This is a genomic window from Dietzia sp. SL131 (genome assembly GCF_026672565.1).
GTDB lineage: Bacteria > Actinomycetota > Actinomycetes > Mycobacteriales > Mycobacteriaceae > Dietzia > Dietzia kunjamensis.
This window is the reverse complement of the sequence record NZ_JAPPRI010000004.1, coordinates 65,264-80,922: the sequence shown is the minus strand read 5'-3', so window position 1 is coordinate 80,922 and position 15,659 is coordinate 65,264. Positions and strand designations below refer to the sequence as shown.

Here is a 15,659-nt window from a genome sequence, read left to right as displayed (position 1 = left end):
AGTGCATTGATCCGGTTCTGGAGCTGTCCGGAGTGGATCAGTGACCGCAAGATGTAGTGCTTGAGGTTCCGGAAGCCGAGGGCGATTCCGCGGAGGTGTTCGAGGCGGCCGTTGATGGCCTCGACCGGGCCGTTGGAGGCGCCGGTGTCGAAGTAGGCGAGTATCTCGCGGTGCCGCTTCCACAGCGAACGGCCCAGTTGCGCGAGCTCCGGTAGTTCTTTGGGGACGCCTGCCCGGATCGATTTGAGGAGCTTGTACATGGTGATCTTGCCCTCCCGCTTGCCCGAGGCCTCGTAGGCGGCGATGAGTCGCTGGTAGACGCCGTAGGTGACCTCCACCGCCGCGTGCGCATCGTGGGCGGTGAACGCTTTGAACAGGCGGACCTTCTGCTTGTCGGTGAGCAGCTCGGACCGGGTGTTCAGCGTTCTACGGATGCCGTACAGCGGGTCGCCGGTGCGGCCCCGGTGGCCGGTGGTGGCCTGCTGGATGCGTTGGCGGCACACGGTGAGCTTGTCGGCGGCCAGGTGCACCACGTGGAACGGATCCATCACGGTGCGTGCTTCGGGGACCGCGTTGGCGGCGGCAGTGTGGTAGCCGGCGAACCCGTCCATGGTCACGACTTTGATCCGGTCTCGAAAAGCCTGGTCACGGGCGTCGAGCCACTCGGTGAGCACCTTGGCCGATCGGCCCGGGACCATGTCCAGCAGACGAGACGGACCGGTGCCCTCCACGACCGGGGTGAGGTCGACCAGAACGGTGACGAATGAGGACGTGCCGTCGCCGCGGACGTGTTTCCATTTGTGCTCATCGACCCCGAGAATGCGGACGCCGTCGAAGTGGCCGGGCTGGTCGTAGACCATCGCGCGGGTCTCGGTGACCGCGAGATCGTTGACCAGATCCCACCCCAGGCCCCAGCGCCTTGGCCACGGCGGACACACTGGTGCGGTCGATAGCCAGACGCTGCAGGATCCAGCGGGTACAGCGGCGGGTGGTCTTGGCCCGCGGCTCGGCCAGCGCGGGCATGCGTTGTTGGAAAATCCTGGTGCTGCAGCCGTTGTTGTCGCAGGTGAAGCGCGGTACCCGTACGTGCAGTCTGGTGGGATGACCGACGATCGGTAAATCCGTGACCTTCCGCTGGACGTGGTCTCGCAGACGGCCAGCCATCCCGCACTCGGCACAGACCGGGTCCAGTGTGACCGGGGCGCAGAACAGGTGCGTGAACTCGTCGGACACGGCGGCGTCGGTGATCGTCACCCCGAGCTCAACGGTGCGGCAGATGGTGTCGGCAAGCAGGCTGGCGGTAGCGTTCAAAGCGGGTCCTGGGGTGTTCGATGCGTGGCGTGAGAACCTGCATCTTCACACGCCCCAGGACCCCTACATCTTGTGCCTCACCACATCACCGGCGAACCCCTGTTACGCACTCCGGATCCGGAAGGGCCTCTTAAGCTCCTCTCTCATACACGGCACTTATCGCGCCTTTCGCCCTGCGGGGGTCGCTTCACGGTGTGGCCGCTGGCGCTTCCCGCGGATTCAGAACGGCTGGCCCGACCAACAACTTCCGCGGGACTCTTCGCCAGACTCCGGCGGGCGCGAATACGCACGGAGCCAATTTGCAGGGCGTCCACTAAACGAGCCCCTCCGGTAGCACGGCCCGGGTTGGTTACTGGGCGAGGTGCGGCGAACGCGGTGGCAGGCTGGCTGGGGGGCGTGGCTTAAGATCGGCTCATGTAGTAGTGCCCCATAGAGTGGTGTAACTCGGTGGCCGAGATCGTCTCCGACATCCGTGTCGTTGACGGATGTCGAGCGGCCACCGCGTGATCCTTCGAGTCAACCGTCTAAAGAATTCTCGAGGAGTCATCGCGATGACCGCACCCCATATTGTCGACCCTGCAGGCCTGCTTGGCCAAGCCCTCTCCGACGCATCACCGGATCTGATGCGTGAGCTGCTGCAGACCATGATCAACGCCCTGCTGTCCGCCGACGCCGACAGCGTGTGCGGCGCCGAATGGAACGCCCGCACCGCCGAGCGCACCAACCGGCGCAACGGCTACCGCCACCGGCCCCTGGACACCCGCGTCGGGACCGTCGACGTCGCCGTTCCGAAGCTGCGTTCGGGCAGCTATTTCCCGGAGTGGCTGCTCGAGCGCCGCAAGCGGGCCGAGTCCGCGCTGATCACGGTCGACCTGGCACTGACCACACGAAGAAACATCGCGACTAACAGGGCAAACACGCCCGCCACCAGCAAGTAAGACACGCCCCTGCCTGCCGATCGCATAGCGAGGGCAGGCAGGGGCATGGCCCCCCGGGTCCCGGTCTTTCGAGAGCGAACCGTGCTCTTGAGATCAGGTGAGCCCCCTTCTCGGCGACCATCGACGGCCTTGAAGAACTAGAGCCAGTCGTTGCCACCGAGACGAAGAGCGCTCACGTCAAGGCCAGGGGTGAGGCCTGTCTGGGGTGCGAGATCGTGCTTTTCCAGGACGGCGCGGAGCGTCTCGGCCGCGTCGATGTTCAGCGGGCTCGAGACCCACATGCCGTAGGGCAGATTGACGAAGCGGTTCTCGCGCACAGCTTTGAGGTCCCGGCTGGCGGGGTGAGCCTTGAGCGCGGCGATCTTGTCCTCCACCGTCTGTTCGCCGTAGTCGACGAACGCGATCATGTCCGGGTCTGCGGCGGCGAGGCGTTCCCAGCTGACGCTGGTCCAGGTATCTGCGACATCTTCGGTGGCGCTGCGCGCACCTGCGGCGTCGATGATCCCCTGGGGTCCGCCGAACGACCCGGAGGACAAGATGGTGTCGCTCGTGCTGTCGACGAGGAAGATGGTGGGCTTGTCCTGCGGGGCGGGCAGGGCACGCAGCGCCTCCAGCCGCTCGGCCACCTCGTCTGCGGCTGCCGCGCCCGAGGCGGCGTTGCCGGTAATGGTCCCGATGTTGCGCAGGTCGGTGTCGAGTGCCTGCCACGGGTCCATGGTCCCGCGCTGGACCTCGCCCTCGGCCTGTCGGCATGCCTCGGAGAGCTGGTAGACCCCGATGTCGTGTCCGGCGAGGATGTCCGGGGTCAGTCCGCGGGATTCGGAGAACCCGTAGTTCCATCCGGCGAAGATGACGTCGGGTTGCGCCGCGACGACGTTCTCCAGGGTCGGGCCCTTGTCGGTGACCTCGTTGAGGCTGTCTATCTGCTCGCCGTAGGCCAGGCGCAGCAGGTCCTCGTCTTTGGACGCCGCGGCCACCGCGGTGATCTGCTCGCGGGCGCCGGCCGCCAGGGCGATGGAGATGATTCCCGAGTCGTAGGCGAACAACTCGTCCACAGTCTCGGGGTAAGTAACCTCCTGACCGCAGTTGACCACGGTGATCTCCCCTCCGGAGTTACCGACAGCGGTTTCCGTGGTGTCGGAGCCGCATGCGGAAACAAGTGCCAGGGTTACGGCCAGCGCGGGTCCTGCCGTGATGATCGAACGGTTCATGGGTGAGTGCTGCTTTCTGTAGGGGCGACCGCGTCCCCGATGAGCAGGTGCGGTCGGCCGGTTCGTGGGTGGGCGACGATGTCGCCGTGGACGCCGAACACCTCATCGAGGAGCTCAGCGGTGAAGATGTGGAGAGGCGGTCCGTAGGCGACGATCCGGCCGTCGTCCACGACGGCGACAGAGTCGAAGTAGCGCAAGACCAGGTCAAGGTCGTGGATGGCGGCCACGACTGTGGAGCGCAGACCCTCGAGCGCGTCCATCAGGCGCAGGCGCCAGGCGGCATCCAGGTGATTGGTGGGCTCGTCAAGCATCAGCAGCGGGGTGCGCTGGGCCAGTGTTCGAGCTAGTACCACGCGGTGGCGTTCACCACCGGACAGTCGCGTGCAGGACTGTTCGCCGCGGCCAGCCAGGCCGACGGCCTGCAGTGCCTGCTGGACGATGTCCTTTTCGCCCTCCTCCCCCAGCGCCCAGGGTGTGCGGTGGGGCGTCCGGCCGAGCGCCACGGCTTCTGCCAGGGTGAGCTCAGCCGAGGGAGCTTCCTCCTGGCCTTGAACAGCGATCAGGCGTGCCCGCTGCCGAGACCGCATCCTGTGTACGTCGGCCCCGTCGACGGTCACCGAACCCGACACCGGGGCATCCAGTCCGGCCAGCACCCTGAGCAGGGTCGATTTTCCCGCACCGTTGGGGCCGACCAGAGCGAGCCGGGACCCGGCCGGGACATCCAGGTCGACACCGGAGACGATGACCCTTTTCCCCCTGGCGCAGGTCAAATCGTCGGCGACCAGGTGCACCCCGCTCGTCGGGGTCATGATGCGTTTCCGAAGGTGTAGGCACGACGCCCCATGAGCAGCAGGAAGATCGGGGCGCCGATGATCCCGGTGACGATGCCCAACGGCATCTCCTGAGGGGCGGCCACCACCCGGGAGACCACGTCCACCCACACCAGGAACAGTGCGCCCGCCGCAGCGGCCACCGGGAGCATGGCGCGGTGAGTGGAACCGACAACCAGTCGGGCAGCGTGCGGGATGATCAGGCCGACGAACCCGACTCCCCCGGCCACGGCGACCAGCACCCCGACCAGCAAGCCCTGGAACAGAAACAGCCCGATCCGCAGAGCACGGATGGGCACCCCCAGCGAGGCCGCTGTGTCCGAGCCTGTGGCGTAGGCATCAAGCCACGAATGCAGCAACAGTCCGGTCACGAGGGCCACCGCCACAACACCAGCTGCTAGAGGCACCTTCGACCAGGTCGCCCCGGCGACGCTGCCGAGCATCCAGTGCATCACCGTCTCGGCCGAGCGCGAATCGGTGGCCATGAAGACCAGAAAGGACGACACGGCAGTGAACGCCGACGAGAGCACCACCCCGGCCAGGATCAGCCGCAACGCAGTAAGACCACCGGTGGCACTGGCCACCGCGTAAACAAGCACTGTGGCACCCAACGCCCCGAGCAGCGCCCCACCCGACAGTGCCCACACCCCAAGACCGCCGAGAAACCCCAGGGTGATCACCGCGGTGGCGCCCACCGCGGCGCCCGCCGACACCCCAAGCAGATACGGCTCAGCGAGCGGATTGCGCACCAGGGTCTGCATCGCCGCCCCGGCCAGAGCCAAACCCGCCCCCACCAACGCGGCAAGCACCGAACGAGGCAACCGCAGGTCAAGAATGATGATGGAGTGTGCACGCTCAGCTTCACCCCCGACCACGGCCGCCCACACCGTCCGCCACACATCCCCCACCGGAATGTGCTCAGCACCGAATGCGACCGAACTCACGACGCTGACCACCGTCAACACAGTGAGAACGATTGCCAGTGGGATCGGCGGGAGCCTGCGGGCGGAGCGAAACGCCGGTGAAGTGTCATCGGCGATCGCCCGTGACCGGCTCCGCAGAGCAGTGCCGGTCATCGGACAATCCTCGTGGCAATCCGGCCGCGTTCAGGCCGGCGCTGTTGCCGACCGCGCCGCTGCTCCTCTGGGATCTGGGGGCACGAGTTGCACTCGGACCGCTGAGTTCCCAGTCGGATCAAACAGCACGTGTGACGGTCGTGGACCAGCGTTGGCGGGTCACCCAGTCGGATCATCGTCACCAAAGGTCGATCGGACAACGCTCGGGTCACCAGATCGGCATCCATCTCAACCGCGAGGCGCCGCATGCTGCCCGCGGTCCGGTGTGCCGCCCCAAACGCGCCAGCGCACGAGGCCGCAACCCCTCCCAGAACGGCCCGCCGGGTAACGGTGCCGGCCTCGACGCACGCGTCCACCAGGGCATCCACACGCGTCCACCAGGGCATCCATATGACACCGAATAGTGTCGACCAATGCGCTGGGATCCTGCTCGCGCCCGAGCACCGGAGTGCCGGGCAGCGACACCTCGAGCGTGGCACCACTCTGATCGATCAGAGCCCACCAACGCTCGTGACCCGGATGCAGCAGCGTGCCGTCCGCGCACCACGCCGCGACCATGAGGCCCAGAGCCCGGCCAGCGTAGTGCTGAAGCGAACACAGCAACCCGGGTGCCGCATGAGCAGTCCCCAGACTGCGCGAGTACTGGTGGCCGATCTCCCGCCAAGTAGCGGGATCACACAGCTCGGTGACACCGCGCCAGTTCGGATCGTCGGGATCGGGTCGCGATCTGTGGGGTACCGGTGATGTCGTGATGGCCCGCTCGGCCTGGGTGCTGATCCCCACGCCGACGGGCTCATACGTGAAGTCCACGTCTGACCTTGTCTCTTCGGAACCTGTGCGCGAGGTTCGCTCGGATGTCGCGGAACCGACAGGTATTCGGACTCGGGATCAACCCTCCCCGGCGCCTTCCCGGACAAAGTCCAGTGGCATCCTGCCGGTTCGGTACCCCACACCGCTGCGCGCCAGTCCCGGAATCTCACCGGGTTCCCTGGCACCCGCCCATCCCCGTGAGGGACGGCTAGATGCGGTCGGTTCCGCGGCTGACGTTAACAGACAGGCTGGTCAGGACTTACCTGAGGACGTAGGACCACCGGTCAACCAGTCGGCAACGGGCTCGTCACCGCAAGGTCCAGGACCGATAACCAGACGTTATGACAAGCTGAGCTTTTCCCTCCGGTTCGGAGGTGCGCAACGGTCTCCTTGGGGTCCCATCCCCAGAATCAGAACGACGTCCTCGACCGTCGCTCTGGGACCACCCGAGACGAATAGCGTGCCACGATCGTCCCCTAAGTCGAACGCACCTACCACCGTCGACGCCGCCAGGACCAGCTAGGCAGACTGACCCTATCGAATACGCGACAAGTAGGACCCACCAGGCCCCTCAGTGAGCATCACTAACCATCATCACCCATCCGTGCATCAGCCCCGACTGCGCACCCGCTTCAGTTTATTCCGGCAGGAAGACAGAATTATCGAGCTGGGGGTTTGGTTTATATGCGTCATAAGAAACGCGAAGCGCGCCTTCACCAGACCGTTTTGCCGCCAATTCGCGATAATCCTCGACTCGTCGGCGGGCCGCGTTTGCACGGTCGCACTGCTCTGCAGTTAGGTAAAACGACAACGAGCGCAGATGCTGCTCACGCTTAAAAAACTGCCTAAAGTCGACAGGATCACGCTTTGACAACGACTCAACTTCTGATAGCACTGCGTTCACCTGAGACTTCTTTATCCGTCGCGGCAATTCTGGAATCAGATCGATCATCCCGTCCTCGCTGACGATAATGATAAGACACGGCCTCGTTGCCTCTGCGAGGTAGCGATGGGCTGAATTATATCGCGCACCGCGGCTAGCGTCCCCCATAGTCGACCTAGCGCGGCCATCGAGGATTACACCTACACCATGACACCTCCCGCTCGGGTCGACAACTACCGCCCCATCGATGGCCGAGACAGCGGATAGAGTCGAATCTTCCAAAACGCTAGGTTCGACTCGCATTGCGGGCGGCGCCAGACGGCTAGCTTCGCTTTCCGCATCAGCGTGCACGACGAGCATTGTCCCGTGCGCTTGGTCAGCCGCAGCGAGTGCGAGGGCCCAAAGGCGGTCACCGTCTCCAGAACTCCCGAAAAGTCTGAGTACTGCATCCCTGAACGTTTCGCGGGATAACCGCTCTCGGGGAACGGTAGCATGGCCGTCGCTGACCGCCAATAGAGGTACACCCGCGTGCTGAAGTTCCCAATAGGCTCGGCCGAGAACACGCAACAAGAATGCTGTTTCATCCTCTGATTCATAGTTGTCCACTAAGGCGCCGAGCCCAATCGCGACAGTCCCATCCGTGACAAGATGAAGTTCGCCGCTAGTCATCTCAAGCGCTTTTCTAACCGCGCGGGTTGACTTCAGCGAGATGGGATTAGTGAATTCCAGACTGATGGAGCATTCGTCCCTCTTAGCCATCAGCATCGTACCTGCGCCTGCGCGCCCCTCGTATGGCTGCGCTGCGATCAGATTCATGGCGGAGTCAAGGCCGCCGCCCATGAATCCCCCTTTGAAGTAAACTAGGCAGTCGATAAAATTCTTAGTGGCTCGGCGTACGACCTCGTCACTGTCACTATATGGAATATCTAGAGGCTGGCCGGACGTGGAGAGCGCGGAAGACGCCCTCCTTAATACCTCGCGGATCACTGACTCCTGAAGAGATAGAAACATCTCGACTCGGTGATCACTCTCTCGGTGCGCCAGTGTGGGTAGTGCGTCCCATTTTCCGCGCAGTACGCCGATAACTGGATAAACGCGATAGCGATCCACCCTCGCCGATAGTCCTACTATCCAATGTCGCGGCTCGGCATTGCCAACGGAAGCTAAAGCGTCGGCGATTGTTTCAGCGCGGCACCTGTCACGCAGGTTGGCGTGATAACTGGCGTGAAGGCCCGGATCGGACATGCGCATACGACGGTCGCGGTGACTGTCGTACTTGGCGTCTCCCTCAGCTAAGCAATTATCAAGCGTCGCCGGGTCGATTCCGGCCCCTTCAGGCTCAACGCAGATCTCGTGACCGCCAGGCTCCTCTTCGAATCCGATAAGTAGGGCTACTGGGGCGAGAACAACTCCTATAGAGTCCAATGCGCTTTTAGCACTCGCCTCGAGAGCCACTTGAAAGTGTGGCTGGAAACCCCACATGAATTGATTAATAATCATCAGCTTTGCCCCTTCCTCAGGTGGGAGCTTAGCCAGCTACCCCGAGATCTTTGGGGAGAGCGCCGGATCCGAGCTTCACCAGCCAGGCAGGGACTCTGACCCACAACGACTCGTTAGACGATCGCCCAACGCGACACCGGCCGCGCGGCGCGCCGACCACCTCGCCGCGGGCACTTTGACGTTGCAGGTGCTTGTAGTGCAGTAGGTGATCGCCAGACAGGGGTGCGTGCCACCTCCGGTGCAGGTCGGTGAGACCTCGGGGCGGGCGGAGGCCGGTCAGGAAGATAGATCGGGGTTCATCCGCTTCCCGCGCCATCAGTTCTCTCATGCTGGATGAGCCGGCGGTGGGTAGCCCATTCCGGAAGCGGGTTCGCCTAGGAGCTCAGGCGTGGATCCAGCTTTGCCACAACTCGCACGCGGCTTCGGGACATAGCCCAAGCCGGGTAGTCCGAGCGGACACTGGACAGGAGCGTGTTCATGTCCCGTAGACGGTGATCCACGTTTACGCTGATCAGATTCTCGTGATGCGAGACTCGATTACGCAGGTTCCTCAATCGCTCCATTCGTTGCCCGACGAACATTCGACCTCGGTCATCTTGGTAAGCGTTGGGGAACGCCGGGCTCAGTGCTCGGGTCCAAAGCTCCTGAGCGCGCCGCTTCTCCAGTCCCCGTGCAGTGGCCCCGAGCAAGAACGACCAGTTACCGAAGGTCAGCTGTGCGATCACGTCATCATGAGTCGGGGCCTCCCCATGCCGATGATGGTTCTTGTCTCGAGCGTGTGCACTACCAGCAGCTCGCCCCCGCGCCAGCAAGATTGCTTTGCCAGACGCCTTGTACAGCAGTTCCGGAGTTGATTGTGCCTGCGTCCACGCTCGTGGATGCCCCTCGGCGTGGCACCAGTCCGACAGCGCCCGATCCATAGCATTGCGGACCAGCACCTCCACATGGCAGAGCTGAGCGTGAATTGCGCCAGCAAGCATCGTGTTCCAGTGGTACAGATCCTCCGCGGCGGCGACGTCACCGCCAGTAGCAGCCAGATACGGGGCGAGCCGGGCGCGTCCGAGTAGGTGCTCAACGTCTGCAATGGTGTTCATTGCCCAGTAATGCTAGTCTGTGTACAGCGAGCAACAGCGGAGGCTGTTGCGCTTCCTTTTCGGAAACCCCGTCACCTTGTGGCGGGGTTTCTTGTTGTCCGGAACAGTGCCGGCTGTCAACCCACCTCGCCGCGCTGCCGCTCCCCGCTACCAACGGATCGACCGCAGACGCACTGAGCCGGCTCCGTCCCTTGCGCCGCAACCAATCTTCCTCTATCGCGACGAATCGTCCTGCGCCGTCCTCCGCCACGTCCGGCCCCCTTCATCCGCCCGGCGCAAAATCAGTGTCGCGCTTGACGGCCCTTCAGCGCCACGCCCTTGCGCCCTGGCACCGCCTATGTAGAGTTAGATCTATGAAGATTACCCACTCGCTTGTCCTCGTGGTGATCGCCATCCTGGAGATGGGCCGCGAAGACGACGGCCGCATTTGGGGCTACGCCCTGTCGAAAAAGTCAGGTGTGCGCTCTGGCGTCCTGTATCCCCAACTTGACCGAATGTTGAACGAGGGTTGGCTGGAGGACCACTGGGAGGAGCAATCCCCGGCCCGAAAGCGGCCTCCCCGCCGGTACTACACCGTCACCCAGGACGGTTGGCGCAGCTTAGGAGCCATCGCACACAGAGCCAGCAGCGAGCAGCGGTTCGCGGGCCTTCAGCTCGTCAAAGCGAATTGGGCACCGGCATGATTGATACGCCGTTCAGCGCCCCGGGCGCCCTGGCCGCCTTCGGACTCTCAATACTCATCTTCGGCCTCGCCCCCGGACTGATACTCGCTCTAATCGTCAAGCTAATCCCCGACGAAGATCGTCGACGTGAACTCCAAGCGGAGCTCTACGAGGTCCCGCGATGGGAGCGCCCGTACTGGGTCGCCCAGCAGTTAGAAGTCGCGCTGCGTCTCGGCGCCTCCCCTCGCATCGGATGGTGGTGGGGTAAGCATGTTTGGCACCGAGCCAAGATCGAGTCCGGAATCGAGCGCAACCGCCAGAGTCCCGAAACGTTCTGGGTGCCCGACGGCCAAGAGAAAGCCCAGGTGGGGCCCGGTGACATCGTTAAGCTGATGTGGCACGTGCCGCGCATGGATCTCTCGGGGGAACGGATGTGGGTACGGGTCACCCACCGTCGCGGAGATCGATTGATTGGCCGCCTCGACAACTACCCGGTCTGTGCATTTCTCAACTACGACGACGTGGTCAAATTCCACATTGACGACATCATCGACATAAGCGCTCCCGAGGAGGCTCGGCCCGAGGCTGCCTGAACCGCCTCTCCGGGCCGGAGCTGCAGTACCGCCCTCTTAGGTAGATCGGGACGAGCCCGGAGGCCCTGCGCTGCACCGTCTGCTTAACGGGCACCGGGCGGGTATTCGCGCTATCAGCCACGATGTCGCGCAGACGCGTCCTACCAGTGTGCCGCGCAGATCGGGACCACTGCGACGCCTCTCGACTGGCTGCCAGCACCCTCCTCATCTTTGTCGCTGGAGTGCACGGTAGAGCGTGGAGCGGCCGACTCCGAGATCTCGGGCGATTGCTGACGGCCCCTCCCCTGCTTCGATGCGGGCGCGGGCCTTGTCGATCTGCTCGACTGTTAAGACTCGCTTTCGTCCCTTGTACTTGCCCTGCACTTTGGCGATGGCAATGCCCTCAGCCTGGCGTTCACGGATGATGGCTCGTTCGAACTCGGCGAACGCCCCCAGCAGCGACAGCATCAGATCGGCGCGAGGGTCTTGGGCGCCAGCGACATAGGTGGCCCGCTCGTGGATGAACTCCACGCTCGCGCCCTTGGAGGTGACCTCTCCGACGATCTGCTTGAGATCGACCAGTGATCGGGCGAGACGGTCCATCGAGGCGACAACCAACTCGTCGCCATCTCGCAGATACCTAATACACTCCTCGAGCTTTACCCGATCAGCACGCGAGCGAGCCGACTGTTTTTCGACATAGACGCGGTCGCACTCCCCCACCGCCTCGAGCTGACGCGCCTCATTCTGATCGGCAGCCGACACCCGCACGTACGCCACCCGCTGCCCACGTGGACGCGAGGCCCGGCGAGCCGGCTTCGGATCCGTCTTTGGCTGTAACTTTCGCTCGATAATGTTCTCCGAGTCCGTCGACTCCACCCGGAAGTTCCAACCCAACTCGTCCCGGCGACGGAACCGAGTCCGCACGCTTCCGCGGCTGACGATGAGCACCTCCTCGCCACTGTTGCCCGAGCGGCCCCGCAACGTCCCGATCCGATCAGCCATCAGAGGACCCTTTCGCCCGGTCTGTGTACCAATGCATCCTAGACCCGGCGGGACGCCGTTTCATAAGTGACGGACAGAACCCTGTGACACAGCTAGAACGCCGGCGGCTTCTCTGTCCCGCACGGGTGTACTGGCAGATCGCGCTGCCCAGTGGCGGCGTTCTAGCGGTGATGCCTAGCGGCGCCGCCAGCATTAGTGGTCGAGTGGCTCGAGGGCTCGGGCGGCTTGCTGGTGGCGGTAGAGGGTGGCGCGTGACCATCCGACCAAGCTGGCGGCTTCGGCGGCGGTGCGACCCTTTCTTCGGGCGCCCTGGGCGATGTCGAGTTTTTCGGCAATCACCGCAGGGTCGACCGGGGGCCGGCCGAACCTGGTGCCGTTCTGCTTCGCTGCGGCGATGCCGGCGTTGACGCGTTCAGTGATGAGCTCGCGCTCGTACTCGGCCAGGGTGGCGAGCATGCCCAGCATCAACCGGCCGGAGGTGGTCTCCGGGTCGATGCCGTCCGAGAGCGACCGGATCTTCACGCCCTTGTCGCGAAGCAGGTTCACGGTATTGAGGACATCGATCAGGGAGCGGCCGAGACGGTCAATGCGCCACACCACGACGGTATCGCCGGACTCGACGTAGTCCAACAGCCGCTTCATCCCCGGGCGCTCGATCGCGGCCCGGCTCCCCGAAGTGACGTCAGAGAAGACGTCGCGCTTCTGAACCCCGGAATCTACGAGTGCATCCAACTGCAACTGCGCGTCCTGACTCGCGGTACTCACGCGGGTGTACCCCAGATGCCTCATGGCCCGATTCTGCCCCATAAACCCCTACCGAAGCCGACCCTGAGACGAATGTCGCCAAGATGACTTAATGAGACACCGGCGGGTGGCCGTAGAGCCAGGAAACCGATTCAAAACTGGCCGCCTGCCCGGGCGGGGTCGAGTGTCTTGAAAACCTTTAGGTTTTTAAGGCGTTGTTACAACAGTTCAGCAGACGCTGTATAGTTCAGCAAGTGCTGACTATTGTTTCGCGTGTGGATGTGATGAACCGGTTAGGGCGGGCTATGGCCGACCCGACGCGGTCCCGGATACTGCTGACCTTGCTGCAGCGGCCGGCCTACCCGGCGGAGCTGGCCCGGGACTTGGGACTGACGCGTTCGAACGTGTCGAACCATCTGGCGTGCCTTCGCGACTGCGGGATCGCGGTCGCCGTGCCCGAAGGCCGCCAGACCCGCTATGAGATCGCAGATCCGCATCTGGCGCAGTCACTAGCCTCCCTGGTCGAGGTCACCCTCGCGGTCAACGAAAACGCCCCCTGCTTGGAGCCCGACTGCTCAGTGCCGGGTTGTCACGCCACGGAGGTGCAGGCGTGATCCTGTCCTCGGCCCTGCAGGCGATCGGCCTGTTCATTGCCACCAATATCGACGACATCATCGTCCTGTCGCTGTTTTTCGCCCGCGGAGCAGGCCAAAGCGGAACCACCGCACGCATTCTGACCGGCCAGTATCTTGGCTTCGTCGGCATCCTCGGCGCCGCAGTGCTCGTCTCCCTGGGCGCGGGAGCCTTCCTGCCCCCGCAGGCCATCCCTTACTTCGGGCTGATCCCACTCGGCTTGGGACTGCGGGCCGCGTGGCAGGCCTGGCGCGGGGACGATGATGACGACGACGACGCAAAGATCGAGGGCAAGAACGTCGCCGTGTGGACCGTGGCCGGCGTAACCTTCGCCAACGGCGGCGACAACATCGGCGTCTACGTCCCCGTCTTTCTCAACGTGGGCACGGGAGCCGTAGTTGCCTACTGCATCGTGTTCCTGGTGCTGGTGGCGGGACTGGTGGGCCTGGCCAAGTTCGTCACCACCCGCCGACCGATCGCCGAAGTCCTAGAGCGCTGGGAACATATCCTGTTCCCGACTGTCCTGATCGGCCTGGGCGCCTTCATCCTGATCAGCGGCGGAGCATTCGGACTCTGACAGAACCGACGCAAACCCCACCACGCACCCGTGAGCCGCCGACTCGCTCTAATTCTTCCGGCCAGAACGCCCGATTGGTACGTCGCCGCCAAGAAGTAGCCACAGAAGACCGCCACAAAGCGATCAAGTCCACAGCAGCGATGGCCGGCGGCATACCGTCCCGTACGGGTGTACCCCAATGGGGCGTCGCCACCGCTCCGCAGCTTGAAGTAGCCAGGTTGGAAATACTCCCACCTAATCGCCCCACAGATCCTCTGACGAACTACGGAGCCAAGATTCGGACGACTCCATTTGACCGCCGTCACACGAGGCCCTGGTCAGAAACCGGGGCGGTGGCTCAGCTCCGCCTCGTAGCGATGCGCTCGTACGCGCGCCGCAGCCGCTTGATGCACATGCCAATGACAATTAAGAAGTGCGTGGTCGCCGCTACAGCGATACCTGTCAAGGCCGGCCCAGAGGAGTCAGCGCCGATCCACTCTCCCGCATCACACACAATGAGGAATAGCGTCAATCCAAGACCCCATAGAATCGCCCACAAAGTATTACTCATACACTCGTCAACGAGTACGTAGTCGTCCTCCCCGAGGCGCTTGTCCGTACCCAGTGAAAGACGAAGCTGAAACAGGAATACCGCCATCGAAAACAGTAGACCTGCAACGATCGAGATGCCGGTGACAGCCGCGCTAACGTCGGCCAGCTTCGCCCCCAACCTCCACATCCCGATACCCACCCCGAGGGGCACCACAACCTGCATGACAATGGCTACCCAGTCAGGCCGGTGCGTTCTATTGTCGTAAAGGGTCTGGAGGTGGTCCGCGGGAACTCGCCATAGCGCCGCCTTGCCCATCTGGTCAGGCTCCCTGCCCCGTCGGCACGCTCCACGCCGTGTCCCATTCGCCTCCGGTCCGCTCAGAAAGCTCGCGCACCTTTTCGGTACAAGTCTCGACCAGGGTGGCGGTGGTAAGCGGACCCTTGTCCGAATCATTGAGCAGTTCTCGAATCGCCGGCGCAACTTCCGTGCCTAGCTGGAACTTTTTGGACCGGCCGTCGCGAGTCATGGTCACAAACACGTCGTGGTCCTCTGGAAGCTCATTGACGGACACAACCTCAGCTGCGACGTCGGTCCGACGCAATGCGTCCAGAAGATTGCCTGGAAACCGCTGTTTTTTCTCCGGCCGGGCGATGTAAGAGATCCTGCCAACTCTCACGGTCAGCCCGTCCGCGACGTCCGAACTCTTTCCCGTCACCCGCACCTCGACCTCGGTCAACTCAGCGGCATCTCGCCATGCCTCGCTCTCGCTAACCGTGCTTGTCTCCATAGTGATCCGATTGGTGAACTGACTAAAGTGTGACTTGAACAAACGCAGGATTCGCCCGCCTGCCGAGCCTCGCGAGGATTCCTCAGACAGAAAGTAGGCACGCTCGCCGTGCTCGGGCACGAAGAGCAGAGCCCGGTTCTGGCCGGTCGGGGCTTCATGATCCTCGATCTGACCTACGGGCTTGCCCGTGCTCGTGTCGACCACTTCACCTGGCTCGCCGTAGGCGCCTACCAGTAGGTCAAGCAGCAGCACTACGCGCGGTGCGTAGCGGACCACATTCTTGACACTAACCCAGGTCTGCCTCTTCTCGTTGTGCGTTTGGGAGGCATCGATCCCGTTCACCCATGCTTCGAAGACTTCGAGTAGGTCTTCACCTTCTAGATCAGCTGGGGCGTAGCTTTCTGGGTTGCGCTTACGTTTCTGATGGAACGTCAGCTCGGACACGGTCAGAACACGGCGGCCCATTAGCGCCTCCTTAATCGGGGAAGAACTGA

General features: G+C 63.4%; 13 protein-coding genes, 2 pseudogenes and 1 riboswitch. Of the genes and pseudogenes, 5 read left to right on the top strand and 10 right to left on the bottom strand.

The window, feature by feature from the left end:
* A pseudogene (locus tag OVA21_RS19205) lies at positions 1-1,311 on the bottom strand (ISL3 family transposase); the annotation flags it as partial.
* 551 nt (positions 1,312-1,862) lie between these two features.
* Here OVA21_RS19205 and OVA21_RS19200 point away from each other — a divergent pair.
* Positions 1,863-2,180: pseudogene (locus OVA21_RS19200) on the top strand (transposase); the annotation flags it as partial.
* Positions 2,181-2,386: 206 nt separating this feature from the next.
* On the opposite strand, the gene OVA21_RS19195 reads toward OVA21_RS19200, so the two are convergent.
* The 5 genes from OVA21_RS19195 to OVA21_RS19445 form a co-directional block, all read right to left on the bottom strand.
* Entirely contained in the window at positions 2,387-3,460 is a 1,074-nt protein-coding gene (locus OVA21_RS19195) for an ABC transporter substrate-binding protein (RefSeq protein WP_268093243.1), read from the bottom strand.
* Positions 3,457-4,269: an ABC transporter ATP-binding protein gene (locus OVA21_RS19190; protein ID WP_268093242.1), complete on the bottom strand. Its 813-nt coding sequence runs from the start codon at positions 4,267-4,269 to the stop codon at positions 3,457-3,459. Before OVA21_RS19190 ends, OVA21_RS19195 begins: the two co-directional genes overlap by 4 nt.
* Positions 4,266-5,366 carry a FecCD family ABC transporter permease gene (locus OVA21_RS19185; protein WP_239550203.1) on the bottom strand — a complete coding sequence of 367 codons (1,101 nt, stop codon included), beginning with the start codon at positions 5,364-5,366 and terminating at the stop codon, positions 4,266-4,268. Before OVA21_RS19185 ends, OVA21_RS19190 begins: the two co-directional genes overlap by 4 nt.
* Before the next feature lie 850 nt (positions 5,367-6,216).
* Positions 6,217-6,400, bottom strand: a riboswitch (cobalamin riboswitch).
* 413 nt (positions 6,401-6,813) lie between these two features.
* Complete coding sequence (locus OVA21_RS19180) at positions 6,814-8,559, bottom strand: diadenylate cyclase (protein WP_268093241.1); 1,746 nt, start codon at positions 8,557-8,559, stop codon at positions 6,814-6,816.
* A 374-nt stretch (positions 8,560-8,933) separates the two neighbouring features.
* Positions 8,934-9,653 carry an Abi family protein gene (locus OVA21_RS19445; protein WP_442778968.1) on the bottom strand — a complete coding sequence of 240 codons (720 nt, stop codon included), beginning with the start codon at positions 9,651-9,653 and terminating at the stop codon, positions 8,934-8,936.
* 353 nt (positions 9,654-10,006) lie between these two features.
* On the opposite strand from OVA21_RS19445, the gene OVA21_RS19175 reads away from it, so the two are divergent.
* On the top strand, positions 10,007-10,336 hold the full coding sequence (locus tag OVA21_RS19175) for a PadR family transcriptional regulator (protein WP_268093240.1): 330 nt from the start codon (positions 10,007-10,009) through the stop codon (positions 10,334-10,336).
* Positions 10,333-10,908 carry a hypothetical protein gene (locus tag OVA21_RS19170; protein ID WP_268093239.1) on the top strand — a complete coding sequence of 192 codons (576 nt, stop codon included), beginning with the start codon at positions 10,333-10,335 and terminating at the stop codon, positions 10,906-10,908. Before OVA21_RS19175 ends, OVA21_RS19170 begins: the two co-directional genes overlap by 4 nt.
* Before the next feature lie 204 nt (positions 10,909-11,112).
* Here OVA21_RS19170 and OVA21_RS19165 read toward each other — a convergent pair whose 3' ends face one another.
* Together OVA21_RS19165 and OVA21_RS19160 are read right to left on the bottom strand one after the other, a co-directional pair.
* Complete coding sequence (locus tag OVA21_RS19165) at positions 11,113-11,892, bottom strand: recombinase family protein (RefSeq protein ID WP_268093238.1); 780 nt, start codon at positions 11,890-11,892, stop codon at positions 11,113-11,115.
* 192 nt (positions 11,893-12,084) lie between these two features.
* The gene (locus tag OVA21_RS19160) at positions 12,085-12,681 is read right to left on the bottom strand and encodes a recombinase family protein (protein WP_268093237.1); all 597 of its coding nucleotides are present in this window, start codon (positions 12,679-12,681) and stop codon (positions 12,085-12,087) included.
* A 209-nt stretch (positions 12,682-12,890) separates the two neighbouring features.
* On the opposite strand from OVA21_RS19160, the gene cmtR reads away from it, so the two are divergent.
* Both cmtR and OVA21_RS19150 read left to right on the top strand, forming a co-directional pair.
* Positions 12,891-13,250, top strand: a complete 360-nt coding sequence (gene cmtR, locus OVA21_RS19155) for a Cd(II)/Pb(II)-sensing metalloregulatory transcriptional regulator CmtR (protein WP_268093236.1) — start codon at positions 12,891-12,893, stop codon at positions 13,248-13,250.
* On the top strand, positions 13,247-13,846 hold the full coding sequence (locus OVA21_RS19150; RefSeq protein WP_442778967.1) for a cadmium resistance transporter: 600 nt from the start codon (positions 13,247-13,249) through the stop codon (positions 13,844-13,846). Before cmtR ends, OVA21_RS19150 begins: the two co-directional genes overlap by 4 nt.
* Before the next feature lie 337 nt (positions 13,847-14,183).
* Here OVA21_RS19150 and OVA21_RS19145 read toward each other — a convergent pair whose 3' ends face one another.
* Both OVA21_RS19145 and OVA21_RS19140 read right to left on the bottom strand, forming a co-directional pair.
* Positions 14,184-14,693: a hypothetical protein gene (locus OVA21_RS19145; protein WP_268093235.1), complete on the bottom strand. Its 510-nt coding sequence runs from the start codon at positions 14,691-14,693 to the stop codon at positions 14,184-14,186.
* Between the two features lie 4 nt (positions 14,694-14,697).
* Entirely contained in the window at positions 14,698-15,630 is a 933-nt protein-coding gene (locus OVA21_RS19140) for a hypothetical protein (RefSeq protein WP_268093234.1), read from the bottom strand.
* Between the last annotated feature and the right edge of the window lie 29 nt (positions 15,631-15,659).